The 24,542-nt window shown below is 43.8% G+C and carries 23 protein-coding genes and 1 tRNA gene; 1 reads left to right on the top strand and 23 read right to left on the bottom strand.

Annotated elements, in window-relative coordinates; all coding sequences use genetic code 11:
* Positions 1-48: 48 nt before the first annotated feature.
* The 8 genes from WC526_01565 to tyrS form a co-directional block, all read right to left on the bottom strand.
* A tRNA-Leu gene (locus WC526_01565) sits at positions 49-132 on the bottom strand.
* A complete protein-coding gene (locus WC526_01560) occupies positions 118-810 on the bottom strand; it encodes an LAGLIDADG family homing endonuclease (GenBank protein ID MFA5061814.1) in 693 nt (230 codons plus the stop codon). The genes WC526_01565 and WC526_01560 overlap by 15 nt, the downstream gene beginning before the upstream one ends.
* Before the next feature lie 17 nt (positions 811-827).
* Complete coding sequence (locus WC526_01555; protein MFA5061813.1) at positions 828-1,592, bottom strand: diacylglycerol kinase family protein; 765 nt, start codon at positions 1,590-1,592, stop codon at positions 828-830.
* 24 nt (positions 1,593-1,616) lie between these two features.
* Positions 1,617-2,090 (bottom strand): polymer-forming cytoskeletal protein, encoded by a 474-nt coding sequence (locus WC526_01550; protein MFA5061812.1) that lies wholly within the window; start codon positions 2,088-2,090, stop codon positions 1,617-1,619.
* Between the two features lie 58 nt (positions 2,091-2,148).
* Positions 2,149-3,753: an ATP-binding protein gene (locus tag WC526_01545; protein MFA5061811.1), complete on the bottom strand. Its 1,605-nt coding sequence runs from the start codon at positions 3,751-3,753 to the stop codon at positions 2,149-2,151.
* A gap of 119 nt (positions 3,754-3,872) precedes the next feature.
* Positions 3,873-4,781: a methyltransferase domain-containing protein gene (locus tag WC526_01540; GenBank protein MFA5061810.1), complete on the bottom strand. Its 909-nt coding sequence runs from the start codon at positions 4,779-4,781 to the stop codon at positions 3,873-3,875.
* 115 nt (positions 4,782-4,896) lie between these two features.
* Positions 4,897-6,591, bottom strand: coding sequence for an arginine--tRNA ligase (gene argS / locus WC526_01535; GenBank protein ID MFA5061809.1), 1,695 nt, complete (start codon positions 6,589-6,591; stop codon positions 4,897-4,899).
* Position 6,592: 1 nt separating this feature from the next.
* A complete protein-coding gene (gene tyrS, locus WC526_01530; GenBank protein ID MFA5061808.1) occupies positions 6,593-7,786 on the bottom strand; it encodes a tyrosine--tRNA ligase in 1,194 nt (397 codons plus the stop codon).
* A gap of 146 nt (positions 7,787-7,932) precedes the next feature.
* Here tyrS and WC526_01525 point away from each other — a divergent pair, with 146 nt between their 5' ends.
* On the top strand, positions 7,933-9,078 hold the full coding sequence (locus WC526_01525) for a DHH family phosphoesterase (GenBank protein ID MFA5061807.1): 1,146 nt from the start codon (positions 7,933-7,935) through the stop codon (positions 9,076-9,078).
* A 6-nt stretch (positions 9,079-9,084) separates the two neighbouring features.
* Here WC526_01525 and gpmI (WC526_01520) read toward each other — a convergent pair whose 3' ends face one another.
* The 15 genes from gpmI (WC526_01520) to rpsB all read right to left on the bottom strand — a co-directional run bounded on the left by gpmI (WC526_01520) (position 9,085) and on the right by rpsB (position 24,492).
* Entirely contained in the window at positions 9,085-10,659 is a 1,575-nt protein-coding gene (gene gpmI / locus WC526_01520; GenBank protein MFA5061806.1) for a 2,3-bisphosphoglycerate-independent phosphoglycerate mutase, read from the bottom strand.
* Between the two features lie 8 nt (positions 10,660-10,667).
* Positions 10,668-12,209, bottom strand: coding sequence for a 2,3-bisphosphoglycerate-independent phosphoglycerate mutase (gene gpmI / locus WC526_01515; GenBank protein ID MFA5061805.1), 1,542 nt, complete (start codon positions 12,207-12,209; stop codon positions 10,668-10,670).
* Between the two features lie 3 nt (positions 12,210-12,212).
* Positions 12,213-13,460, bottom strand: a complete 1,248-nt coding sequence (gene eno / locus WC526_01510; protein MFA5061804.1) for a phosphopyruvate hydratase — start codon at positions 13,458-13,460, stop codon at positions 12,213-12,215.
* A gap of 111 nt (positions 13,461-13,571) precedes the next feature.
* On the bottom strand, positions 13,572-14,381 hold the full coding sequence (locus tag WC526_01505) for an SIMPL domain-containing protein (protein ID MFA5061803.1): 810 nt from the start codon (positions 14,379-14,381) through the stop codon (positions 13,572-13,574).
* Between the two features lie 7 nt (positions 14,382-14,388).
* Complete coding sequence (locus tag WC526_01500; protein MFA5061802.1) at positions 14,389-15,594, bottom strand: phosphoglycerate kinase; 1,206 nt, start codon at positions 15,592-15,594, stop codon at positions 14,389-14,391.
* A 53-nt stretch (positions 15,595-15,647) separates the two neighbouring features.
* Entirely contained in the window at positions 15,648-16,661 is a 1,014-nt protein-coding gene (locus WC526_01495) for a serine hydrolase (protein ID MFA5061801.1), read from the bottom strand.
* The gene (locus tag WC526_01490) at positions 16,655-17,188 is read right to left on the bottom strand and encodes an SMC-Scp complex subunit ScpB (protein MFA5061800.1); all 534 of its coding nucleotides are present in this window, start codon (positions 17,186-17,188) and stop codon (positions 16,655-16,657) included. The genes WC526_01495 and WC526_01490 overlap by 7 nt, the downstream gene beginning before the upstream one ends.
* Position 17,189: 1 nt before the next feature.
* Positions 17,190-17,882, bottom strand: coding sequence for a segregation/condensation protein A (locus WC526_01485; protein ID MFA5061799.1), 693 nt, complete (start codon positions 17,880-17,882; stop codon positions 17,190-17,192).
* 14 nt (positions 17,883-17,896) lie between these two features.
* Positions 17,897-18,184: a hypothetical protein gene (locus tag WC526_01480; protein MFA5061798.1), complete on the bottom strand. Its 288-nt coding sequence runs from the start codon at positions 18,182-18,184 to the stop codon at positions 17,897-17,899.
* A 1-nt stretch (position 18,185) separates the two neighbouring features.
* Positions 18,186-19,577: an aspartate--tRNA ligase gene (gene aspS / locus WC526_01475; protein ID MFA5061797.1), complete on the bottom strand. Its 1,392-nt coding sequence runs from the start codon at positions 19,575-19,577 to the stop codon at positions 18,186-18,188.
* Positions 19,578-19,586: 9 nt separating this feature from the next.
* Positions 19,587-20,582: a type I glyceraldehyde-3-phosphate dehydrogenase gene (gap, locus tag WC526_01470; GenBank protein ID MFA5061796.1), complete on the bottom strand. Its 996-nt coding sequence runs from the start codon at positions 20,580-20,582 to the stop codon at positions 19,587-19,589.
* Positions 20,583-20,597: 15 nt separating this feature from the next.
* Complete coding sequence (locus WC526_01465; protein MFA5061795.1) at positions 20,598-20,906, bottom strand: hypothetical protein; 309 nt, start codon at positions 20,904-20,906, stop codon at positions 20,598-20,600.
* Between the two features lie 92 nt (positions 20,907-20,998).
* Positions 20,999-22,678, bottom strand: coding sequence for a hypothetical protein (locus WC526_01460; GenBank protein MFA5061794.1), 1,680 nt, complete (start codon positions 22,676-22,678; stop codon positions 20,999-21,001).
* Positions 22,679-22,797: 119 nt separating this feature from the next.
* Complete coding sequence (gene tsf, locus WC526_01455) at positions 22,798-23,664, bottom strand: translation elongation factor Ts (GenBank protein MFA5061793.1); 867 nt, start codon at positions 23,662-23,664, stop codon at positions 22,798-22,800.
* Between the two features lie 27 nt (positions 23,665-23,691).
* Positions 23,692-24,492 (bottom strand): 30S ribosomal protein S2, encoded by an 801-nt coding sequence (rpsB, locus tag WC526_01450; GenBank protein MFA5061792.1) that lies wholly within the window; start codon positions 24,490-24,492, stop codon positions 23,692-23,694.
* Positions 24,493-24,542 lie beyond the last annotated feature (50 nt).

Below are 24,542 nucleotides of genomic sequence, written 5' to 3'. Positions count from 1 at the left end.
TATCCCCTATATTTTACTATGAAGTTCACTTTTTAGCAAAGTAAATTGTGCCCGGGAGAGGAATTGAACCTCCACGTCCGTTAGGACCTTGGTACCTCAAACCAAGCTGGCTACCGGTTACAGCACCCGGGCATTTTTTGACTCATTATTGTGCTTGTTTTCAATATGCAGAGCTTTTTGTATCTTATTATATTTCCTGGACAGATAAATTATTTTATCAGAATAATACAATTTTGGCAATAATTTTAAAGATTCATTTTTGGCAAATTTCAAACTGTAAATTAAGTCGTTATTATTCACTATGTGCCCCTTGATTTCCAAAAATTGGTATAATTTAGAGGATATCCAATCAATATGTTTCTTGCTCGCTGAAAGAAAAACAGTATAAAACATAAAACTGGAATGCCAACGCGGATCCCAATACGAATAAAACGTCCCGTCTCCATCCAAATGTCCACGCAGAAAATCGAAAAAATATTCATCTGGTATTTCAAGCTCACCAATAATTTTCGATTTGGCAGGAGTAAGACCTACTGATAATAAAAATTTATAGAAAAGGACATCCCCGAACTGAAGAACAAAATATTTTCTTTCACTTTCGCCTCCCCGGCTTTTCCGCCCTATGGAACATGAAATACCTAAAGTTCTCTGATAATTTTCTATCTGCTCTAAATCCTTTGAAACAAAAACTACATGCCTACCATCTTTTGATAAGCATCCATCAGTCGCAATAAGCCCAATTGCATACGCAAAATTAGAAGACCACTTAATTTTAACCCTTCCCAAGGGTTTCCTTCCTCCTCTTTTCATACCCCTCCTTTTTATATTTAAAACTTCCTATTCCTCCCCACAATCATATCTATCTTGCTGTGGGCCAATTTTATTTTTACTTTAACTTCCTTTGAGATTTTGCCGTCTGCCTCAACCGTAAACGGTTCGCGGCTGGAAATCATCATCTCTTCAAACGGAAAAATGCTGGGGTCTTCATATTTATACCCCCACCACTTGTTTTTTGTCAAAGGCCGCAGAAACGCCTCTAATTTTCCGTCCTGCGGATGCACCACGCGGCGCTCCCGGTCTTTCTTGTCTTTTTTCCAAAAAAACGGCTGTAAGTTACAAACAATAACTTCCATTTTGTCAGCGGCCGTAACCTTAAAGCGCTCATCATAAACCACTTGTAATTTTCCCGGCATAATGTGAAGCTGGGAAACAAAGTATCTGCTGTTCATCCAGCCGACATCCAAAAATTCACGGCGACGTTTTGACAACACATCACAGGCCTCCACCCCTTCCGGGATGCCCAAGACCTCGGCAATGGAATTATCCGGCCCGACGGGCAGAAAACCAAATGTACAGCCACAGGTGGCGCTGCGCGACAACACCTGGCCGAAGGTTGAATCATTGCCGACAATAACTATGGTTTTGGCGCCTTTCTTGATTTCATCCTCAATTATCGGCTTGGTGTCAATATAATTGTTGAGACGCAAAATTTTTCCGGCAATCCCGTAATCGGTCAATCTAACCTCAATTGCCTTAATGGTGGAAGTAAAATTTTTCTGGCGCAAAAGATTGTCGTAGAGATAAACATACATAAATATATCCAAATTCCAACTCCTCTATTCAAGCGTGGTCATCTGTTCCTCTGTCACCCTTTTAACCGATTTATTCCGTGACGGTTTGTCGCTCGCGTCCATTCCGGGCATGGTGATTTTTCCGTAAAGCAGGGCGCCGGATTCAACCGTCAATGTCCTGACATCAACATCACCTAAAACTTTTGAAGTGGATGTGAGTTCCAGCGATTCCTTTATCTTCATGTTGCCCTTTACTTCACCGGCGATCGTAGCGCTGCCGGCTCTAACATTGGCGACAATTTTGGCGCCAATCTCAACCGTCAGGTGCTTGCTGGTATAAACACTGCCGGAAACCGTGCCCTTTACCACGATATTGCCTTCCGAGGCAAAATCACCCTCAACATTTACGGACGGACCAACAACCGTTTCCACTTCATCGGAAGTGGTTTGCGGAGAAAATTCAACTATTTCCAGTTCTTCCTCAACAATATTTTTAGGGGATGATTTTTGAAATATCATATGGTATTGGCTTAATTTTTAACAAGTATATATTACACTATTTAAAAAAAATTGACAATCATGAATTTTGGGTTGACGGTATCCAAAAACCAAACTCACTGCCCTTGCCCAAGCCGTCGCTATGGGCCCAAACCTTGCCCTTATGGGCTTCTATAAATTTACGGCAAACAAAAAGACCAAGCCCGGTACCGTTAATACTTACGCCCTTAACATTATTCCCGCGATAAAATTTTTGAAAAAATCCGGCTTCATCCGCTTTATCAAAACCCAATCCGTTATCTTTTACTCTGAAGGCCACTCCCTTATTTTCATTCTTTAAAGTAATCGCCACCACACCCTTGTCGCTATACTTAATGGCATTATCAATGAAATTTAATACCACGTGACGAATTTTTTCGCCATCACAAAAAATATTTTTTCTTTCCCGGGGACAAGCCCAGCTTATTTTCAATCCTTGCTGTGTTGCTTTTTCCGCCAGCTCATGGATAACATCATCGGTGATCTCGCAGATATTTTTTTCCGCGAAATCATATTTTATCTGCCCCTGTTCAATATGAGTGATGTCTAAAAACTCGTCAACCAGTTTTACCAAGTGTTCATTGCTGGTATCCATTTTATCCAAAACTTTAACCATTTCCGGCCCCGCCTTTCCATAGGCCCCATCCTTAATCAATTCTATATACCCTTTGGCGATGGAAAGCGGCGTCCGCAGTTGGTGGGAGGCGATGGATAAAAATTCGGTTTTTTGCTGATCCAATTCTTTCAGTTGGGCGTTGGCGGCTTCAAGCGAACGCGCCAAAACAGTTACTTCCTCACGGCGTTTTATTTCTTTTTTTACGCTTGAAATCAAGATAAAAGAAAGGACCAAAGAACCAATCATGATTAAAAGATTGACAATCAATTCAGTCGTATCCCTTGAAGTCAAAAACCTGAACAACAATAAAGTGTTCATTATCAGAAGCGCGCCTTCAGTGGCAATGAGTTTTATGTTAAGAAGTTTATAACGGATAATGGCATAAACGGTAAAAATAACAAACGAGGAAGCCAGGATGTTTCCGTAAGGTGGAATATTCACCTCATACCAAAGATAATAATTGGTTGAGCCGCCGATAAAAGATAAAACGATGCCGACCAGCATTAGGGCAATTTGTTTCTTTTTGATTTCGGTTTCTTTAGAGTAGTGCCTAATCAAAAGATAAGTGGCGTAAAGCGTGAAGCCAAAAAACATTACCAAATAATAATCATACAATGGCCCAGGCACCGCCCAATAGCGCATACCGAACTTAGGCACCATGCCGGCGATAAAATCCGTCGTAAAAGTAGTACAGGCAAAAAAGAAGGAAATGATGTATCCCAGCCAAATTATCAATCTTTGTTTTTTATATATGCCCAGCCAGTTAACGACGAAATGAAGATAGAAGATAGACACAAAGCAAGCCGGGATGTGAAGGAGTTGGAAAGACAACAAAGTCAGTTCGCGGTTAGGCGCCAATGGCCACAGGATATACGCGTAAGACCATAGGGCCACGCCAAAACTGAACCAGGCCAAATTTCTGTATATCTTGTTTTTTCTGTCTTTAAACAAAATCAAGAAACCCAAAAAAGTGCTGACAAAAGCATTAAAGACAGCTGAAAAGGCAAAATATGTGTATGAGACCTCCATAGTTGAAGATGATTCCGATTGCGTTTGATATATTTTACCATAAAAATAAAATAAAAAAAACCCGTGACTGCTCTCGGAGAGAACAGGCACGGGCATGAGGGTGTTTCGGCAGGACCGCGCTAGAGGGCGCGGGCGTGCACGATGGCGTACTGACCGCCGCCGACTTTGGTGTCGGGACGCTCGGACATCATATCGCCGATGATCTCCCAACCGGCAAGCTGGAAGATTTCAGCAACCTGCTCCGGCGTCTTGGGGCGGAGTTGCCAGCCGCCGACGTTGCAGAGGATGCGGAAGGTGCGAGGGTCTTCATCAAAGGCCTTCTGCAGGAGGGTCGCGGCGAGCATCTCACCGCCGGGCTTGAGGTGATCCTTGGCACGGCAGAGCACGTCCCTAGCAGTGTCCTTGTCCATGCCGCAGAGAACTCCAATGAGAACAGCGTAGTCGGCCTTCTCGGGCAGAATGGCGCTGTCGTGCTTGAAGTTACCCTGGCGGACCTGGATGACGCCGTCCAGGCCGGTGTCATGCGCCCGCATCCGGGCGACATTGAGGGCCTCAAGGTCAAGGTCCAAAATGTCCCACACAAACTTTGCGGGAATCAAACCGTGGACACGAAAGACCCTGAACGCGTACGAACCGGAGCCGCCGCCAAGGTCAATGATGCGCTTGCCGCGACGGGCGAAGTTGTCCGCCAGCCAGTCCGAACAGAAGTCCAGACGATCACGAAGCGCCTGGCCCGAGAGCGACCGGCTCAAGAACCTGTCCAAACCGTTGACCAAGGGCGAACCGTTGGTGTCCGGGTAGACAATCTGGAGCATCCGATCCGAAGCCGGGTTCTCGGCGAGGATGTGGGCGATCGTGGATTTCGTGGTGGTGTACCCCCGCACCCGGGGGTCACTCCACGTGACTGGATCAGCGATGAGCTTCTTGATCTCGGGAGGCAGACAGTCCACCTCCGCGAAATCCACCGGCAACCTCCCCAACGCCTCCACCTGTTCGCTAAGAGCTGGACCACTGCGAGAATTGGACATGTCGTGCCTCCTTCAAGGTTTTTGGGCGAAATTGCCCTGTTTTTATCTACAAATTTTGTATACAAAAATCGGGCAATTTCAAATAAATTTATCAAAGAACGAACAATTGATTATACTACATTTCGGGCACTGTGTCAATGCCCAGCAGTCCCAGTGCGTTTTCCAAAACCTGCTTTACGCAGGCAGATATGGCCAAACGCGCATTAATTAGTTCCGGGGTCTGGGCGCTTAGCACGCTATGCTGGGTATAGAAGTCATTGTATTGTTTTGCCAAATCAAAACAATACTTTATTATCACAGAAGGATTATAATTTTCTAAAGATTTTATAATTATTTCTTCAAATTGAGACATCAACAACAAAAGCTGTTTTTCTTCCGATTCTTTTAACAACTCAAAATCAACCTTCTTTATTTTATTTTTAGATTTTTTTAAGAGTGAATTTATCCTAGCCACAACATATAAAACATACGGGCCGGTATAACCCTCAAAAGCCAGGGCCTCTTTTTTGTTAAAAATGATAACCTTATCAACTGGATGCTTAAGCATGTCAAATTTCAAAGCGCCCAAAGCTAGTACGCGCGCTGCCTCTTCAATATTTTTCGCGCTCCAATCCGCGTGGCGTGTTTTTACCTCTTCTACTTCCGTGGCAAAAACATCATTATATAGATCGTCAAACAAAACTACATTGCCGGTACGGCTGGCCATGGCGCCTTCCGGCAGCTTCACAAATTCATAACCGATATATTGTAGATCTTTTTTCCAGCCGGCCAATGCCAAAGTTTGGAATAATTGCTTGAAATAAAATTCCTGCCGGCTGTCAACCACCATGATGTTTTTATCAATTTTATATTCATGAAATTTCTTTTTGGCCAAGGCCAGATCTTTGGTAGCGTAGAGTGACGTCCCATCTGATTTTAAAATCAAAAATATATCAAGCCCGTATTTATTTAAATCAACAATAACCGCCCCGCCTTCCCCGGTTTGGGCCACGCCTTTTTTTAGTAACTCATCAACCATGTCTTTGCCCGGTTTTTCCACTTCGCTTTCATAAAACCAAACATCAAAATTTACTCCCAATAAATCATAAATTCTTTTAAACTCTTCCAAACTCCATTTTTTGGTTTCTTGCCAAAATTTTACCCAGTCCTTATCGCCGCTCTCCAGTTTGGCCTGCACTTCTTGCACCTCCGGTTTCAATTCCGGTTTATCCTCCAACACCCGACTGGCTTCGGTATACATCTGGCCCAGCCATTTTCCTTTATTCTCTTTTGGAATTTCTTTGTTAAACTTTTTTATATACCAAAGGCACTTGGCCACATGCGCGCCCACATCACCGACATAATTCGCGCTCAAAATTTTATAGCCGCTGGCGCGAAAGATATTGACCAAAGATGAACCAATACATACATTCCTTAAGTGGCCAATATGAAATTCCTTATGCGTATTCGGCTGGGAATATTCAATCATCACTTTTTCTTTTTGTTTTGTCTGTGATTTGCCAAAATCTTTGCCCCGAACTTTTATTTCTTCAATAACACATTTGGCCAAACCGCCGGTTTTAAAATAAAAATTCAAATACGGGCCTACCGCCGCAATACCTTCAATACCATTAGGCATTCCCTTCTCCTCAATTGCTGACTTAAGCTCAAGTGTTACATCATAAGGATTTTTTTTCTGCTGTTTGGCCAAACCGAAAGTGGCAAAACCCAAATCCCCCATTTCCGGATCAGGTGGAGTGATAATATCAATTTCGCCTTCCACGCCTATGTCGCGCAACAAATTTGCCACTTCCTCTTTCAATTTACACATACTATTTTATTTTCACAAAAAACCGGCTGCCCTTTTGCACCACGTCGCCTGATTTTACTTTGATGTCAATCGCCGCAACCTTCTGATCGTTTATTTTCACCCCGCCCTGGGCAATAACCTGCCGTGCCTCTGATTTACTTTTGCAAATTTTTGCTTCCACCAAAACAGTTATAATATCGGCGGCGCTCGGTTTTATTTCCAGTATATCTTCCGGTTTGCTTTTCTCCTGAAAGACCTTTTGAAAATGCTCCTCGCCCTGCTTGGCATATTTATCTCCCAAAAATGTTCTGACAACTTCATAGGCCAAACGCATCTTGAAATCACGCGGATTGGCGCCGGATTTCATATCTTTTTTCATATCATCAACTTCATCCATGGGCACGCGTGTGCACAATTCAAATCCCGGTCCAATCATTTCATCGCTCCAACTCATCACTTTTCCAAACATATCTTCTGGCCCATCTGACAATGCCACCATATTACCTTCGCTCTTACCCATTTTCTTGCCGCCGGCATCAGTAAGCAATCTGGTTGTTAAAACAAATTTTTCTTTATTTTTTAAATCTTTCATTAAATCACGCCCGGCCAGCATGTTAAAGGTCTGATCGTTTCCACCCACTTCTCCATCAACGTCCATAGCCACCGAATCATAACCTTGCATTAACGGATAAAAAAACTCATGCATGTAAATTGGTTTTTCTTCCTGCATCCTCTTTTCAAACATATCTCTTTCCAGCATTCTCTGAACGGTGAAATGAGAAGCCAATTCAATCAAGTCCTCAAAATTTAATTTTGCCAGCCACTTGCTGTTGTATTTTACTTCCACCGGATTCTTCCCGGCAAAGTCCAAAATCGCAGAGGCCTGTTTTTTATAACTCTTACAATTTTCTAAAACCTGTTCGCGGGTCAATTTTTGCCTGGCAGATGTCTTGTCGGTCGGGTCGCCGATCATGCCGGTAAAATCACCTATCAGCATAATCACCTTATGCCCCAACTCTTGAAACTGGCGCAGTTTTAACATAGTTATGCCATGCCCGATATGTAAAGTCGGCGCGGTTGGATCATAACCCGTGTATAGTGTTAGCTGTTTTCCTGATTTTAACTCTTTTTCCAAAAACTCTTTGGTTGGAAATACGTTTTCCACCCCCCGACTAAGCAATTCGTTGATTTTTTCCGGGCTGGTATCAATTTTCATAAACAATATATAGGTATCTAATTAAGCAAACTGCTAATATTTTACTAAATCTAGGCCAAAAAATCAAATACGCATCAGTCAACCCGGTTGTTGACAAGGTTTGGAAAGATTGATAAAATGGGATGTTCCAAGTTTTTGGCTAAATTATGGCATTAAATGAGATCCAACAACTGCACCAACTGATTGAAAACAGCAAACACATCTTATTGGTGTTTAATTCCGCGCAAAACACAGACGCCATCTGCGGGTCTTTGGCTTGGAAAAAATTTCTGGAAAAACAGCATAAACAGGTGGATGTTGTCTGTGATAATTTCCGCGAACCGAAAAATTTGAAGTTCCTCAAAGACATCGCCGGTATTTCGTCCGAAATTTCTCATCTGCAAAAATTCATGATTAAGGTTGATGTGTCTAATATAAAAATAGACACTTTAAGCTATGACATCAAAGACAACTGGCTTTCCATTTATCTCACTCCCAAACAAGGAATAATCACCAAAAACGAACTGCGCACCGCCCAGTCAAATTTTAAATACGATTTGATTATAACCGTAAACGCTCAAGACCTGGACTCCCTGGGCAATGTTTTCTTCAGCAACACCGACCTTTTTTATCGGATACCGATTGTAAATTTTGACAATCACCCGAGCAATGAACACTACGGCCAGATAAACTATGTTGATCTAACCGCCACCTCAACCTCGGAAATAATTTTTAAAACAATGTCCCAATTGGGCGAGGCGTTTATTGATGAAGATATTGCCAATGCACTACTAACCGGTATGATCAGCCAAACCCAAAGCTTTAAAGCCAGCAATGTTACGCCTTTAACTTTAAATGTGGCCAGCCAGCTGATGAACCTGGGGGCAGACAGGGAAAAAATAGTCCAAAATCTTTACCGGACAAAAACCATTGCTTCACTAAAAATTTGGGGACAGGCGCTCATTCATATGGAAAACGATCCCGGTCTGGGACTGGTTTGGACATCGCTTACTCGCGAAGATTTTACCAGATCCGGAGCCGGCATTGAAGAACTGCACGGACTGATTGATGAACTGATTAGTAATTCTCCGGAAGCCAAGGTAGTTTTGCTTCTCTATGAAAATCCGCAGACAGCCGATCTGGTGCAGGGATTTTTGTATTGTGACAGACAGCATGACGCCAAGCTTCTGCTCTCGCCCTTCCATCCTGAAGGCAACAAAAAAAACGCCTCTTTTCAAGAGACCGGTAAAAAATTGAAAGAACTTGAAGCGGAGGTTATAGAATATATAAAGAAAACACTGTCGGCTAAATAAGGCCGGTTAAATAAGCGGCTGGCCGGTCATTTCCGGCGGCTGCTCCACTCCCATTAATTTCAAAATGGTCGGAGCCACATCAGCCAAAACGCCGACCGGATGAGTTAAACTCAAATCCCCTTCCGGAGCATCGCCGGCCGGCCCGGCAGAACCCAAAAAATCTTTGCCCACAATAATGAGCGGCACCGGATTGGTTGAGTGTTCTTTATCTATTTCACCGGTTTGCAAATTTATCATTTCTTCAACATTGCCATGATCGGCCGTGATAACAGCCACGCCGCTATGAGACAACACATGGTCAACCAAATCGCCGATGCACTTATCCGTCACTTCGCAGGATCTGATACCTGCCTTCAAAACGCCGGTATGGCCCACCATATCCGGATTGGCGAAATTAACAATAATAAAATCATATTTTTCGCTGTCAATGGCTTTGCCTAATTCCTTTAAAACCTCGGCGGCCGACATCTCCGGTTTTAAATCATAAGAGGCCACTTTCGGCGACGGAACCAAAAATCTGTCTTCGCCCGGAAACGGCTCTTCAATGGTGCCGTTTAAAAAAAAGGTTACGTGCGCGTATTTTTCGGTTTCGGCAATATGAAATTGCTTTAACCCCGCTTTGCTTATCACTTCGGCCAAACAATTGTGCACCACCACCGGCGTATAAGCCGCCACAGCCGGCAGATCTTTTTCATACTCGGACATGGTCACAAAATATAAATCTTTGATAGGTTTTTTGGCAAACTTATTAAAACTGGGCAAAACAAAGGCCTGGGTCAGTTCTCTGGCCCGGTCAGGTCTAAAATTGAAAAATATAGCCGCGTCGCCTTCGTCTATTGTGGTCACCGGCTGGCCATTTTTGGTAATAACTCCGGGGATAAATTCTTCATCAAAATTATTTTGACTGTAGGCCTCCTCAATCATTTTAATCGGATCATCACCGCTGCGCTCTGACACGCCTTCGGCCATGGCCTTATACGCCTTTTCGCATCTGTCCCAGCGGTTATCTCTGTCCATCGCGTAATACCTTCCGGAAAGAGAAGCAATGGTGCCGACTTTATATTCCTTCATCTTGCCGATCAATGCAGACACGCAGTCCTTGCCGGAATTATACAAGCAATCCCGGCCGTCTAAAATAACATGAATAAAAACATTTTGAAATTTTTGCCGCTTGCAGAGATCAAGCAAGGCATATAAATGATCACTGCTTGAATGCACATTTCCGGAACTGACCAGGCCAATCAAGTGCAATTTTGTCTTATTTTTTTTGGCTTTGTTAATCGCGTTTAAAAACGCCTCGTTCTTAAAGAAATTTCCTTCGGCAATTTCTTTGTTGATTCTCGGACAGGTTTGGTAATAGACCCGGCCGGCGCCGATATTCAAATGCCCCACTTCAGAATTGCCCATTTCGCCGAACAAAAGACCGACCTCGTTGCCCGCGGCATAAATGGTCATGGTCGGATAATCCTTTAGGAATCTTTTGAAATTGGGCGTTTGCGCTCTGGTGACCGCATTGCCGGCGCTATCAGGAGCAATCCCCCAGCCGTCCATTATCACTAATACCACCGGTTTGTAGGACATATATATTGTTAAATTAAACTCTTGGCAGTCATCTCTTCCGGTTTACCTATACCCATAAGTTTTAATAACGTCGGAGCCACATTGGCGAGCTTGCCTGCCGGTAATTTACGCGGAGCCGGTGTGTTTATCAAGATAAACGGCACCGGATTGGTGGAGTGCTCGGTATCTATTTCACCGGTCTTTAAATTTATCATTCCTTCAATATTGCCGTGATCGGCGGTAATAATTCCGGCGCCGCCATTTTTCTCCAAGGACTTTATCACTCTTGCCACCTCGCGGTCAACCGTGTTTACTGCAATTTCTCCGGCCGCAAAATTTCCGGTATGACCAACCATATCGGGATTGGCAAAATTAACGGCAATAAATTCATACTTATGCGACTCAAGAGCGCCGATAACATAATCCGCGACTTTTTTAGCGCTCATTTCCGGTTTTTCGGCATAATTTTTAACTTCCGGCGATTCTATCTTTACCCAATTTTCCTCACAAAAATGCTGGGCATAACCGCCGTTAAAGAAATAGGTTATATGAGCGAATTTCTCCGATTCGGCAATATACAGCTGCGGACGCGGGCATAACATCTGTACCAAACTATTGGGAACATCCCGGCTCGGGAAGGCGGTGAGAACGCCGGGCAAATCAGGCCCAAAATCGGCCATAGCCACAAATCTGGTATTTTTTGGATACTTTGTTCTGGTAAAAGATCCCGGATTCAATTCTTTAAAATTCGGCTGGACAAAGGCCTTGGTCAGTTCCCGCGCCCGATCACTGCGCAGATTAAAAAAGAAAATTGCGTCGTTATCTTTAATAGTGGCCGTCGGCTGATTATGTTTGACTATAACCGTCGGACAGACAAATTCGTCTGTGTCGCCTTTGTTATATGATTGGGCTATGGCTTCTTCGGCGCTACCGGCCACACAGCCCTTGCCCAGTATCATTGCCTCATAGGCCTTTTTGGTTCTATCCCAATCTTTGTTTCTGTCCATAGCATAGAACCTGCCCATAATAGTGGCGATCTGTTCTGTGCCATGAAAATGTTTCTCTAATTTTTTAAGATGATTGGGAGCATCATGTTGGCCGGAATCGCGGCCATCCGTGAAAAGATGAAGATAAACTTGTTTTATGCCTTCACTGTAGAATAAATCCAAAAGCGCGTACAAATGCTCCGGACAGGAATGGGCGCTGTTGTGGTTTGACAGGAGTCCCATCACATGAATAGCCGTCCCGTATTTTCTGATATGATGCAGGGCCTGATCAAAAGCATTATTTTTGAAAAACGTTCCGTCGGCAATGGCTTCGGAAATATATAAAGCGTCTTGTTTGACCATGCGGCCGGCCCCCAAATTTAAATGACCGGCTTCACTGTTCCCCTCTTCATCTTTAAACAAACCGACCGCCGAACCGCTGGCTTCAAGCTTGCTGTTAGGATATTTTTTCAACCAGGAAAAATAATTCGGGGCATTTTTTGCCGTCACCGGATTGCCGCGGCCGGGAGCGGCGATACCCCAACCGTCCATAATGACCAATAAGGTTGTTTTTTGTTTTGACATATTTTAAATTCCTAATTCCATTTCTATTTCCATCAAACGATTATATTTTTCAACGCGTTCCGATCGGGACAAGGATCCGGTTTTAATAAATTCAGCATTGACGGCCACGGCCAAATCGGCAATAAATGTATCGGCGGTTTCACCGCTTCGGTGCGAGACGCTGACTTGATAATGGTTTTGCTTGGCCAGCATGATCGCGGCCATCGTTTCCGACAACGTGCCGATCTGATTTAACTTGATCAAAATCGCGTTAGCCACTTTTTCTTTTATACCTTTACCCAATCTGGTTATGTTGGTTACGAACAAATCATCCCCGACCAACGCCACATTTTTTCCCAGCTTGGCGGTGAGCAGTTTCCAGTTTGCCCAATCGTCTTCAGCCAGTCCGTCTTCAATGGAAATAATCGGATATTTTTTTACCCATTGTGAAAAGAGGGAAATCATTTTCCCGGCATCCCACGGTTGTTTTTTACTGATAAAATAATATTTGCCGTGGTTATAAAATTCCGAAGAGGCAATGTCCATCCCCAAAAATACATCTTTGCCCGGTTTGAAACCGGCCAGCTTAATGGCTTCAATGATAATCTGTATGGCCCTTTCATTGTTTGATAAATCCGGCGCGCATCCGCCTTCATCGCCCACGGCAGTGACATAGTCCCTCTGATTTAACCAACCGAGCAGGGCGTGAAAAATTTGTGCTCCCATTCTCACCCGTTCCCGCAGTAATCTGTGACGCGGTATAATCATGAACTCCTGGATGTTTAGTTGATTGTCCGCGTGCCGACCGCCATTTAAGATATTCATGGTCGGAACCGGCATTCTAAATCCTTTTTCTTTTATCTGATAAACTTTGCGCAGATATTTATAGAGCGGCATCTTGGACGCAATGGCTCCGGCCCGCGCAACCGCCAGTGAAACGGATAAAATCGCGTTCGCACCTAATTTTGATTTATTTTTTGTCCCGTCAACAGTTATCATTTTTTGATCAATCGCTTGGATATTTTCCACTTCCATGCCCACCACTGCTTTGGCAATAATCGTGTTCACATTTTTAACGGCTTTTAAAACCCCTTTACCGTCATACCTTTGGCCGCCATCGCGAAGCTCAAGCGCCTCATGCGAACCGGTTGAAGCGCCGGAAGGCACTTTGGCCGAACCGACAGCTCCGCTTGCCAAAATCACCTTCGCTTCTACGGTTGGATTTCCGCGTGAATCAAGCACTTCACGGGCTAAAATCTGTTTTATTTTCATAACTAAAAAGGTTAAATATGTGCGCGCATATTATACCACAGCGCCGGTCTGCCAACAACTGCCAAAAATAAAAAAGTTCCCCTCGGCGAGAGGAGAACTTTTTAAACCTTTTTAATATATTTCGTAAGTCACCGAGACGTTCATAATCACATCCCGGCTGCCGCCGGAAACGCTAATCGGAGCGGCCCCGCCGCCTTCGGCACCCGCATAGTTCTTCATTGCATACATGTCGCTACTTATAGATGAACCCTCATATTCAGTATATGACACCACCCGGCCTAGCCCGACGCCCAATGTATCAGACAAATAACCGGCTTTGTCTTTGGCATCAAGAACCGCTTTGTCTCTGGCCTCTGTTTTCAGATTTTCCGGATCATCAATAGTAAAACTTAAACCGCTCACATTATTAGCGCCGTATTTCCCGGCTAAATTAAGCACGTCGCTGATTTTCTTCAAATCCCGAATTTTCACAGTTAGAGAATTGGTCACCCTGTACCCTATCAGCTGTTGGCCTTTGTCCTGCGTGTAATTATACTCCGGATAAATAGTATAATCCGACTGCAAATCCTTATCTTCAATACCTATCTTTTTTAAATCCGCAAAGACCGAATCCATAACCTTTTTATTATCCGTTTGCGCCTTAGCCACATCTTTATCGGTATTTGAATAGCCGATCGTAGTAACGGCTATGTCATTATTTCCGGTGACCTTCCCATAACCATTAACCGTAATCGTCCGCTCGGCTCTGTCGGCCTGGCCGATATAATTGAATTGTTTTATATTATTTCGGATCATGGTGCCGAAATAAAAAATTACATAGACCAAAAGCACGCCGGCTAAGGTGAGCATTATTTTTTTTATAAAACCACCGTGACAGCACAGACACGTTGGTCCGTGCTCCTTGATTTTTCCGTTAGGCATATGTTTATTAATTAAATATCTTATGTAAAAAATGCAATTTGTGTTTGACCACTTCCACGCCCGGCAACTTTTCGCCGCTTAAATATTCAAGCATCGCTCCGCCGCCGGTGGAAACAAGATCAATGCCACTCATTAAACCAAGCTTTCGTAAAACTTCCACTGTTTCCCCGCCTCCGCACACGCCAAAGGCCTTGCCTTTGGCTCGCGCGGCCATTAATCTGGCTACGGAATAAGTTCCGTATTCATAAGGGTGCTGTTCAAAATAGCCGACCGCGCCGTTCCAAACCAAGGTCTGGGCTGATTTTATATATTTGGAAAAGAGCTTTATGGTTTCCGGACCAATGTCATAAATTCCCTGCCCGTTTTTAACTTTAAATTTCTTATCAATTTTTATGGCCCGCGCCTGCTTGCCTTTAGCATTCCCCACTATCACATCAACCGGCATGACAACTTTATGTTTTGAACAATATTTCTTAGCTTCCCGCTTAAAATTTTTCTCAATCAGCGAACTTCCAATTTTGTAACCCTTGGCCCATAAATAGGTATTGACAATCCCGCCGCCAAGCAAAATATGGTCTGCTTTGGATAATAAATTTTTCAAAACCGGAATCTTAGTTTCCATCTTCGCACCGCCCAACACCACCACCAACGGATGTTTTGGCTGGGTTAAAACTTTTGCCAAACCGTCCAGCTCTTGAGTTAATAAAAGTCCGGCATAGGCTGGCAAATATTTTGCCACCCCCGAAACCGAAGCCGCGGCACGATGCGACACCGCAAACCCGTCCAGCACAAAAATATCCGCTAAACCGGCCAACCTTTTGGCCACTCGTTTATCATTTTCCTCTTCACCTTTAATAAAACGAATATTTTCAAGTAATGTAACGTCGCCGGAGGGCAGCTTAACGATATCGCCCTGAACTTTTTTCCAATCTTTTACGTCCAGGAATTTAATTTTCTTACGCAAAAATTTTTCCAGCAGGTTTTTAACCGGCTTCAAGCTTAATTTTTTATCATACCCGCTTGGCCTGCCCAGATGAGAAACCAAAACCACTTTGGCTTTTTTATTCAACAGATATTTAATGGTCGCAGTCCCCTTTTTGATTTTAAAATCATCCAAGATTCGGCCATTTTTTATAGGGACGTTAAAATCGGCGCGAACCAGGACGGTTTTGTTCTTAAAATCTTTTATATCTTTAATATTATGGAAGTGCATAATAATCGGCAAGAGTTGCCGATGTTTAGTATACCACAAAAATAGAAGAAGTTCTATTGCGCCGGAGTTTTATACCCATCATCTTCCGGCCAAACAAAATTGCTGAATGTCCATTCGGCCAAATCGCGGGCCTCGCTGAACCGCTGTTCATTGGAAGCAGTACCAAGCACCACAACCGTAATAGTATGGTTTTTTTTGCTGGTTAAATTCACGGCAAAATTATAACCGGAATCGGTAATATATCCTGTTTTGCCGGCGATGTCTTCCATCTTGAAATCATTCGGCACCCAATTGGTGAGCAGCCAATCAGTGGTCCAGATTTTCTTTGGCTGGCCGTTTAACGGATGGGCCTCATAATGTCCGATCTGAACCGTGGTATAAATTTTATCAAACTTCAAGGCATCAATTAATAATTTTGCCGTATCGTAAGCATTGGCCACATTCTGACTGGAAAGCCCGGTGGGCTCAACAAAATGAGCGGAAAAAAGCCGCAATTCTTTGGCTTTGGCATTCATTTTTTGCGCGAACTCATCGGTAGTAAACCCAACGGCGCGCACTAAAGCCCTGATCGCCGTATTTGAAGAACCGATTAAGGCCACGTGCCACAAATCATTTAATGTGTACTCCTCGCCCACATTAACATTGTGATCACTGCCGTCATAATCCGCGTCGGTTATTTTTGTCGTGGAAACATTCCAGTTGATCGGCAAATCCAATAAAACCATCGCGCTCATGAGTTTGGAGATGCTGGCCAGCGGCCTGACCTCGTCTTTATTTTTATCAAACAAAATGGTCTTGGTGCCGGTATCAACCACAATGGCCGAAGCGGCGGTACTTGATCCGGCAAAACCGAGTTTATCTTTCTGTATGGGCACGGCCGGCCGGCTGGCCGGAAAATTCTCCATAACTATATTTGTTCCGGCGCTGGCCCTCTGCGCGCTGCCCGGAAAAGGAATAAAAGAATAACTCTTCCCAACGGTTAAAGAGATCGGGCTCAAAAACAAAATAAGAATCCCCAACACCATGATTCCAAAAGAAAAAAATGGTTCCGGTATTTTCTCTAACATATCGCTTCATTCGTCAAATACGGATGATTATGGAGCTTATCATAGTCCGGCAATTCTGTTAAGCTGGTTATTCCCAAGTGCTTTAAATAATCCATCGTCGCTTCATAGGTCGGCAGTAAATTCAAGCCGCTATCGGCTTCTTTTATCAGCCCCCGCAACATCAGATTCCGCAAAATAAGTCCGCAATTTACGCCCCTGATTTGTTCAAGCTCCGGCTTGGTTATCGGTCCGCAATAAGAGATAACGGTTAAAGTTTCCAGTTGCGGACGGGTAAGCTCACCTGACACTTCGGATTTCATAAAATTCTCGGCGACTTCACGATTATCCGGACTGGCCATCATTTGCACTTCCTGGCCGTTTTGCATTATAATGATCCCTGAATTTTGATTATTGTATTTCAAACGCAACTGGTCAATCGCCGAACTTACTTCCGATTCATTCGCGCCTAAAACCGCGGCGATTTTTTTCAGAGCCAGAGGTTTTGACGCCACAAATAAAATTGATTCCAATTTTGATAAAATAGACATACTACACTTTTTTGATTATTAAATCAGCAAAGGCCTGATCTTGTTTTATGAAAACAAACTTATCTTTTATCAGTTCCAGTATGGCCAAAAAATTGGCGATGATTTCCGTCTTGTTTTTTGCTCCGGCAAGCATCTCGCTGAAATTAAATTGCTTGGTATTTCGGAGCAATTCCCTGATGCTGTCTATTTTTTGTTTAATTGAGATCGTGTGATCTATAGTCACCTGTGGCAAAGGTTGAAGCGGCTTTAGACGACTCACCAAAGCCGTCATGGCCGAATGCAAATTGGTTAACTGCGTGTTTATCGGCAAAACAAATTCCTTTATCTTAATTGGCGGTTCAATGCGGCCATAAGCAATTCTGCCAGCTGACCATAATCTGTTAATATCTTTGCTGGCTTCAATATATTTTTTGTACATCTTGAGCTGATCCGCCAAACTGGGGCCGGATTCCTCTTCTTCCGGATACAAATAATTTAACAGGTGGTGGGACTTGGTGTAAATAAGGCGGGCGGCAATCACCAAAAAATCCGCCAATTCTTCGGATCGGTTTTCTTCAAGTTTATCCAGATAAGAAAAAAATTGCTCTGTCACCTGTGAAAGAGCGATTTCCGAAATATTTAATTTTTGTTCATCCAGGAGCTGAAGCAAAAAGTCCAACGGACCTTCAAACTTTTCCAGCTTAAAATCCGGCATAATTTAGACCACATTTAAACCGCTAATTTTCTTTGTTTTCTGTTTAGCCACTTTTCCCAAATTTTTTTGCCCTGTTTGGTGACGCGTACTTCCTTGATAAACCATTTTTTCGGTGTGCGCACGCCGTAGCCCACCAGCAAACCCTTATCAATCAATCGTTCCAAACTCTTCGTGATTATTTTTGTCCGCGCCGTTTCTTTAATGTTTTTCCCCCCGTAAAAATCAGCAAAAATTTTTCGGTCAACCTTGTCCCTGCCATAACATATTTTGATTACGTGTTGCTGGAGGGAAGAAAAGACCATACTATTTCTTATCAATTTTTATATGCGCTTCCTTCAGGGCCTTTTCCGGCAGTTCGGACGGCGCGTCCATCATCAGATCTCTGGCATCCCCGGTTTTCGGGAAAGCAATAACTTCGCGGATATTGGGTTCATTGGTTAAAAGCATGACAATTCTGTCAATCCCCGGCGCAAATCCGCCATGCGGAGGCGCGCCAAAGGTAAAGGCCTCAAGCATATGCCCAAAACGCTTTTTTTGTTCCTCTTCACTGATTTTTAGAATGTCAAAAATCTTCTTCTGTAATTCTCTCTGATGAATCCTGATACTGCCGCTTGAAAGTTCATAACCGTTTAAAACCAAATCATAAGAATCAGCCCGAACCTTCATTGGATCTTTGTCCAATAATTTTTTATCTTCTTCTTTCACCGAACAAAAAGGATGGTGCATTGCCTGAATGTTCCCTTCTTCATCTTTTTCAAACATCGGAAAGTCCAGAATCCAACAGAAGGCCAATTCATTTGGATCGTTCTTATCTTTTCTTAAATCCGGCTTATCACTGCCGTATTTATCCATTGATTCCTTATAAGTTAAGCGCGGAAATGGCGTCTTGGAAATGTGTTTTTCCGGCGTAACACTTTTTATCATTTCAATAAACATGGCTTCGGTATATTTTAAGATGTCTTCCTGGGTAACAAATGACATTTCAAAATCCAATTGCGTAAATTCCGGCTGACGGTCACCGCGCTGGTCTTCATCCCTAAAACATCTGGCAATCTGAAAGTATCTCTCCATTCCACCCACCATTAACAATTGTTTAAATTGTTGCGGAGATTGAGGCAGGACATAAAATTTTCCAGTATGTAATCTTGAAGGCACAACATACTCTCTTGAGCCCTCCGGTGTGCCTTTCATCAGAATAGGTGTCTCAACTTCAACAAAATCGTTGTCATGCATGTATTTTCTGAAGAAGGTTGTCACCTTGTCGCGCAAACGCAAATTTTTCTGCATCCTTTCTGATCTGATATCCAAATAGCGATATTTCATGCGCAGATCTTCGTTTACTTCTTTCGTGTCGGCGCTGACATCAAATGGCATCGCCTCTGATTCATTTAAAACAGAAACCGACTTAGCCAGCACCTCTACGTTTCCTGTGGTCAGATCAGGATTTTTTTGTTTTTCTCCCCTCTCCTGCACCACGCCTTTTATCTCAATACAATATTCCATTCGCGCTTTTTTCACGTCTTCTAAAGATTTCTCATCCAACTCACTCGGCACACAAACCACTTGCACGATTCCACTCCGGTCGCGCAAATCAAAAAACACAATCTTGCCCATGTTTCTCCGGGCATTGATCCATCCACATAGTAAAACCTCCTCACCAACTTTTTTTACTGTTTCGGTTGATAAAATTCTCATATTTATAAATTACGCGTACAACTCCGCCATTTCCACCAACCGGTTCGCATAGCCCGCCTCATTATCATACCAAGCCACGACTTTCACCAAATTTCCGCCAACCACATTGGTCAGACCCAAATCAATAATTGAAGAATGGGTATTGCCCACAAAATCTGAAGAAACCAACTCCTCAACGGTGGTTGTTAAAATTCCGGCAAATCTTTCAGTTTTGGAGGCCTCAATCAGGGCCTTATTTATTTCTTCTTTAGTCACTTTCTTTTTTAAGACCGCGGTAATATCTGACAAAGAACAGGTCGGAACTGGCACGCGAAAAGCCAGCCCGTCAAAAATCCCCTGCACTGTTGGCATGGCCTCGCCTACGGCTTTGGCTGCGCCTGTAGTGGTCGGCACGATGTTTTCCGCAGCTGCCCGCGCCCGGCGCAAATCTTTGTGCGGTCCGTCCTGCAAATTCTGGTCAGCGGTATAACCGTGCACGGTGCTCATAAACGCCTTTTCAATTCCAAAAGTTTCCTGCAAAACCGCCATCACCGGCGCAATGCAATTGGTGGTACAGGATGCGTTATTAATAACTTTAGCCGCTTCCTTGCCAACTTTTGCACAGTTTACTCCGCGCACATAAGTGGGCACGCCGCCGCCCTTGGCCGGCGCGCTTAAAATAACCTTTTTAGCGCCCGCTTTTATATGCATTTCCGCGTCTTCTTTTTTGGTAAACCGGCCTGTGCATTCCAAAACCACATCCACTTTCATTTTTGCCCATGGCAACTGCGTTGGATCTTTTTCCGCCAACACCGGAATTTTTTGGCCTTTGACAATTAAATTTTTCTCATCAAAACTGACCGGCAAATCATAATGACCATAAGCCGTGTCATATTTTAAAAGATGCGCCAGTGTCTTTGTGTCCGTTAAATCGTTGATGGCGACAATTTTGATGCCTTTTTTCAAAATGGCGACCTTAAACGCCTGCCGGCCGATACGGCCGAAACCGTTGATGGCGAGATTCATAAAACTGAATATTTATTAAAATAAGAAAACAAATATAATTACGGCTAAAAGGAAAAAAGCTATCCAACCAACCGTGTAACCCAGAAGTTTCAGTGCATCCTTTTTTTGATTATCCAAATACATCATGACGGGTTTGCCAAAAATCAGGATACCCATGATTGCAGCCGATAATACGAAGAGTAATAACATGACCACCGGTATCAATATATCCGGTTCTCTGGGAAAAATTTGTTCGGCATGATTAAAGAACAGACCAATGCAAAAAATATAGGCAAATGCCAATAGGGCGTGAATAAACGAACGGCCGAGTAATTTTTTGTCCATAAATTATAGAAGATTAATCTTAAATTCCTAAGGAAATTATAGCAGACAAAAACACCCAGCGCAATGGCTGGGTGTAATTGTTTGTCTTGATTTTATTGGGTTCTATCGCTTAGAGATGATAGGACATCATTTATGAGCGACCCAGTCGTAAACCCGGTCAAATACGAATCAGCAACGGTATGGACAAAGTTGGTCTTGAATCTATTGGCAGTCATGCCGTTAGCAGTCACTTCACGCAGGACATTGCCGGCATCAACATACCAGGTTTTAGTGTCTTTGCTGATTAACATGCCTTGATGGGCAGCGCCGGAGATAGCCGAACCGCGATTGATGTAATGCGGCCAGAACGGATCAGCTACAGTCATTACCTTGTAGCTGTCGCCATAGAGGGCTTTGGCGTCAGCAACGCTGATTGTAGCCAGAGCATTGCCCGGTTCTACCACGTATAACTGGTCAGAAGACGGTCTCTTGACGATATATGAGCCAGGGCGGTAATTGACAGCGCCCGGATAGCTTGACGGGACAGACAGGGCATCAAAACAGGTTTGGCTGACTGATTTGTAGCCGCCATAGCTGTTGTCAACATTCCAACTCTTGAATTCATCTCCAGAAGGGAAATAGAGAACCTGGAGATTGCTGTTTATGGAGTAGATGGCTGCTTTGCCGGTTACCTTAACCATGTCACCGGCAGAAAGAGCCGGACAGCCGGCGGCTGTGGCCGCGGCTTGAGCCGCAGCTAGATTGGAAACCGGAACATTTGGTATTGCTATATTGCTTGAAGATCCACTGCCTCCGCCGCCGCCAGTTACAACACCGCCACCACAAGCGTTGGTTGTAGCGCTAACTTCAGAAGACCAGCCGGATTCGGTGGTATCGCTGTTTCTGGCTTTGACTCTGAAGGTGTGAGCAGTGCCGCAGTTTACACCGCTAACCACATAAGACGTATCTGTGGTCCAGCCGCTATTGGTAGCGCCGGTTTCATCTTCGGCATAAAATTCAGAACCAGAATCGCCGGTCCAGGAAAAGGTAAAGCCATTAGCAGCCGCAGTCACAGCCGCTGATGAGGGAGTACTGACAACTACGTATGTACTGGCCGCGGTGCTATAGCTGGTGGTAGCCGAACTGTCACCATTGACCGCCGCTACACTGATGGTGTAGTGAGCATTGGCAGTGGCAGCGGTGGTGGTGCCTGATGCTCCGCCGAGTTGAGTATAGGTAAGAGTAGTAGTGGCCGTGCCCCAGGAAGAGTCAGCCTGTAAAAATTTATGAGCTACCGCATCATGCACCACATAGGTAGTGGAAGCGGTTGTGGGGTTGCTCGTCGGATTAATAGTAATGGTTAAAGAGGTAGCAGCCGAAGAGGTTACTGTGGGAGTGCCCGGGGTAGCGGCCCAGGTGTAAACCGCGCTGGAAGTGGCGTAAGATGAAGTGGCGGCTGTAGTATCACCGGAAGCTACGGCTAAAAAATATAAAGTGTTAGTGGCTAATCCCGTAAATGTATAGCTAACTGTGCTTGTAGAAGAAGTGGCTACGTGTGTTATACCACCCACTCCTACCGAAGACGTGGCTCTGCGTAGAACCCAATATTGTCCACTATCGGCAGTGGTTGTACTCCAAGTAAGAGAAATGGACTGTGCTGACACGACAGTTGAGGTTGGACTTCTGGGAGCAACTGGAGCCGCAACAGCACCGTTGATTAGAAAAAATAAAAAACCTAAAACACCCACCAACAAAAAAGCAGGTATTAAATTTTTTAACCATGATATTCTCATAAGTTTATTTTATTAAATTATTAAAATTTTAAAAAACTTTTACTCCTTGGCGGAGTCGACGCCAGTATTATAGCACAAAAAAACAGGGCCGGTAAGGCCCTGTGGATAACTTTTTTGGTTTATCCCATCTGCTCCGCCACTTCATCAGCAAAATTCTTCGCAATTTTTTCAATCCCCTCGCCTAATTCATAACGCACAAATTTTTTAACCTTTGCGCCTTTTTCAGTTAATAATTTTTGAATTGTCTTTTCTTCATCTTTGATAAACGGCTGTTCCGGCAGACAAATTTCACCGTAAAACTTGTCCATTTTACCTTTCAGGATGTTTTCAATGATATTATCCGGCTTGCCTTGCTGACGCAGTTGTTCAGCATAGATTTCTTTTTCTTTATCAAGCACTTCAGTTGGCACTTCGCTTCTGGTTAAGTATTTTGGGTTGGCAGCGGCAATATGCATGGCGATTTCAGATCCTAAAGCCACATCTCCGCCGGATAGCTCAACCATCACCCCGATTTTGGTGCCATGCAGATAAACCGAAATCAAATCGCCTTCAAATCTGGCGATTCGGCGGATATTCATTTTTTCTCCCAATTTTAAGGTCAGAGCGTTAAGAGTTTCAGAAACGGTCTGGCCTGACGGAAGTTTTACAGCAGAAAGCGCTTCAACACTGTTTACATTGTTATCAACCACTGCTTGGGTAACTGCTTTAGTGAAATTTATAAAATCTTCTCCATTGGCCACAAAATCCGTTTCGCTGTTAACCTCAACCAAAGCACCAACCTTTCCGGTGCTTAAACCATATACCAAACCTTCAGACGCCACTTTGTCCGCTCTTTTGGCGGCTTTGGTAATACCTTTTTTTCGCAGGATATCAGCGGCCACATCCATATCACCGCCCGCTTCCTCAAGAGCTTTCTTACAATCCATCATCCCGGCGCCGGTTTGTGAACGAAGTTTTGCCACATCTGTGGCGGTAATGTTTGTCATACTCCTTAGTCGTTATAATTTATAATTTTAAACTGCTTCTTCTTTTTTAAGCGCCCGTCTTTCTTTTTTGGCCGGTTCTGTAGTTTTCTTTTCTTCTTTTTCTTTCACGGCCGCGGCAGTCCGTTCGGCTTTATCTTTATCCCACTTGGTTTTGCCTTCGTTAACGGCTTCGGCAATCGCATCAGCAATCATCTTAATGGAATTCACGGCATCGTCATTGGCCGGAATAGCATAATTGACTTTGGTCGGATCAGTATTGGTGTCACAAACCGCCACCACCGGCACTTCAGTCCTCTGGGTTTCAGCCAAAGCAGTTTTTTCGGTACGCATGTCGGCAATGTATAGGGCATCCGGCATTTTTTCCATTTTAGCCAAACCGATCAAATATTTATCCATTTTTTCCAATTGTTTTTTCAAATTAACCTGCTCTTTTTTGGTATAGCGTTCAATTTCACCGGTCGCAAATTGCTCTTTCAGATTATTATATTTTTTTAATCTGCGCTTAACCTCATCAAAGTTGGTTAAGAGTCCGCCAATCCAACGCTCCACCAAATATGGCATACCGCAGCTTTCCGCCGCCTGCTTGATTATTTCACGGGCCTGCCTCTTAGTGCCTACAAATAAAATAACCTGGCCCTTGCTTGCCAGAGTTTTTACATATTCCAGAGCTTTTTCCAGCTCCTCCTGGGTTTTTTCCAGATTGATTATATGTACGCCGTTTCTCACGCCGAAAATATTATCTTTCATTTTCGGGTGCCAGCGTGATTTCTGATGACCGAAGTGAACTCCGGCCTTCAGCATTTCCAATAATGTTGGCATTTTAGCCATAGATATTTTCCTTATTACTTCCTCTTCAGCTTACCCCGGAAGTCCGCGGA

The organism is Patescibacteria group bacterium, assembly GCA_041649475.1.
Lineage (GTDB): Bacteria > Patescibacteriota > Patescibacteriia > Magasanikbacterales > GWA2-37-8 > JBAZNA01.
The sequence above is the reverse complement of the archived record's forward strand: the minus strand, read 5'-3'. Positions and strand labels throughout refer to the sequence as shown.

What these genes read in the sequence shown, in the direction of transcription:
- WC526_01560 (MFA5061814.1), bottom strand. Translation starts at nt 810, where the DNA reads ATGAAAAGAGGAGGAAGGAAACCCTTGGGAAGGGTTAAAATTAAGTGG.
- WC526_01555 (MFA5061813.1), bottom strand. Translation starts at nt 1,592, where the DNA reads ATGTATGTTTATCTCTACGACAATCTTTTGCGCCAGAAAAATTTTACT.
- WC526_01550 (MFA5061812.1), bottom strand. Translation starts at nt 2,090, where the DNA reads ATGATATTTCAAAAATCATCCCCTAAAAATATTGTTGAGGAAGAACTG.
- WC526_01545 (MFA5061811.1), bottom strand. Translation starts at nt 3,753, where the DNA reads ATGGAGGTCTCATACACATATTTTGCCTTTTCAGCTGTCTTTAATGCT.
- WC526_01540 (MFA5061810.1), bottom strand. Translation starts at nt 4,781, where the DNA reads ATGTCCAATTCTCGCAGTGGTCCAGCTCTTAGCGAACAGGTGGAGGCG.
- argS (MFA5061809.1), bottom strand. Translation starts at nt 6,591, where the DNA reads ATGTGTAAATTGAAAGAGGAAGTGGCAAATTTGTTGCGCGACATAGGC.
- tyrS (MFA5061808.1), bottom strand. Translation starts at nt 7,786, where the DNA reads ATGAAAATTGATACCAGCCCGGAAAAAATCAACGAATTGCTTAGTCGG.
- WC526_01525 (MFA5061807.1), top strand. Translation starts at nt 7,933, where the DNA reads ATGGCATTAAATGAGATCCAACAACTGCACCAACTGATTGAAAACAGC.
- gpmI (MFA5061806.1), bottom strand. Translation starts at nt 10,659, where the DNA reads ATGTCCTACAAACCGGTGGTATTAGTGATAATGGACGGCTGGGGGATT.
- gpmI (MFA5061805.1), bottom strand. Translation starts at nt 12,209, where the DNA reads ATGTCAAAACAAAAAACAACCTTATTGGTCATTATGGACGGTTGGGGT.
- eno (MFA5061804.1), bottom strand. Translation starts at nt 13,460, where the DNA reads ATGAAAATAAAACAGATTTTAGCCCGTGAAGTGCTTGATTCACGCGGA.
- WC526_01505 (MFA5061803.1), bottom strand. Translation starts at nt 14,381, where the DNA reads ATGCCTAACGGAAAAATCAAGGAGCACGGACCAACGTGTCTGTGCTGT.
- WC526_01500 (MFA5061802.1), bottom strand. Translation starts at nt 15,594, where the DNA reads ATGCACTTCCATAATATTAAAGATATAAAAGATTTTAAGAACAAAACC.
- WC526_01495 (MFA5061801.1), bottom strand. Translation starts at nt 16,661, where the DNA reads ATGTTAGAGAAAATACCGGAACCATTTTTTTCTTTTGGAATCATGGTG.
- WC526_01490 (MFA5061800.1), bottom strand. Translation starts at nt 17,188, where the DNA reads ATGTCTATTTTATCAAAATTGGAATCAATTTTATTTGTGGCGTCAAAA.
- WC526_01485 (MFA5061799.1), bottom strand. Translation starts at nt 17,882, where the DNA reads ATGCCGGATTTTAAGCTGGAAAAGTTTGAAGGTCCGTTGGACTTTTTG.
- WC526_01480 (MFA5061798.1), bottom strand. Translation starts at nt 18,184, where the DNA reads ATGGTCTTTTCTTCCCTCCAGCAACACGTAATCAAAATATGTTATGGC.
- aspS (MFA5061797.1), bottom strand. Translation starts at nt 19,577, where the DNA reads ATGAGAATTTTATCAACCGAAACAGTAAAAAAAGTTGGTGAGGAGGTT.
- gap (MFA5061796.1), bottom strand. Translation starts at nt 20,582, where the DNA reads ATGAATCTCGCCATCAACGGTTTCGGCCGTATCGGCCGGCAGGCGTTT.
- WC526_01465 (MFA5061795.1), bottom strand. Translation starts at nt 20,906, where the DNA reads ATGGACAAAAAATTACTCGGCCGTTCGTTTATTCACGCCCTATTGGCA.
- WC526_01460 (MFA5061794.1), bottom strand. Translation starts at nt 22,678, where the DNA reads ATGAGAATATCATGGTTAAAAAATTTAATACCTGCTTTTTTGTTGGTG.
- tsf (MFA5061793.1), bottom strand. Translation starts at nt 23,664, where the DNA reads ATGACAAACATTACCGCCACAGATGTGGCAAAACTTCGTTCACAAACC.
- rpsB (MFA5061792.1), bottom strand. Translation starts at nt 24,492, where the DNA reads ATGGCTAAAATGCCAACATTATTGGAAATGCTGAAGGCCGGAGTTCAC.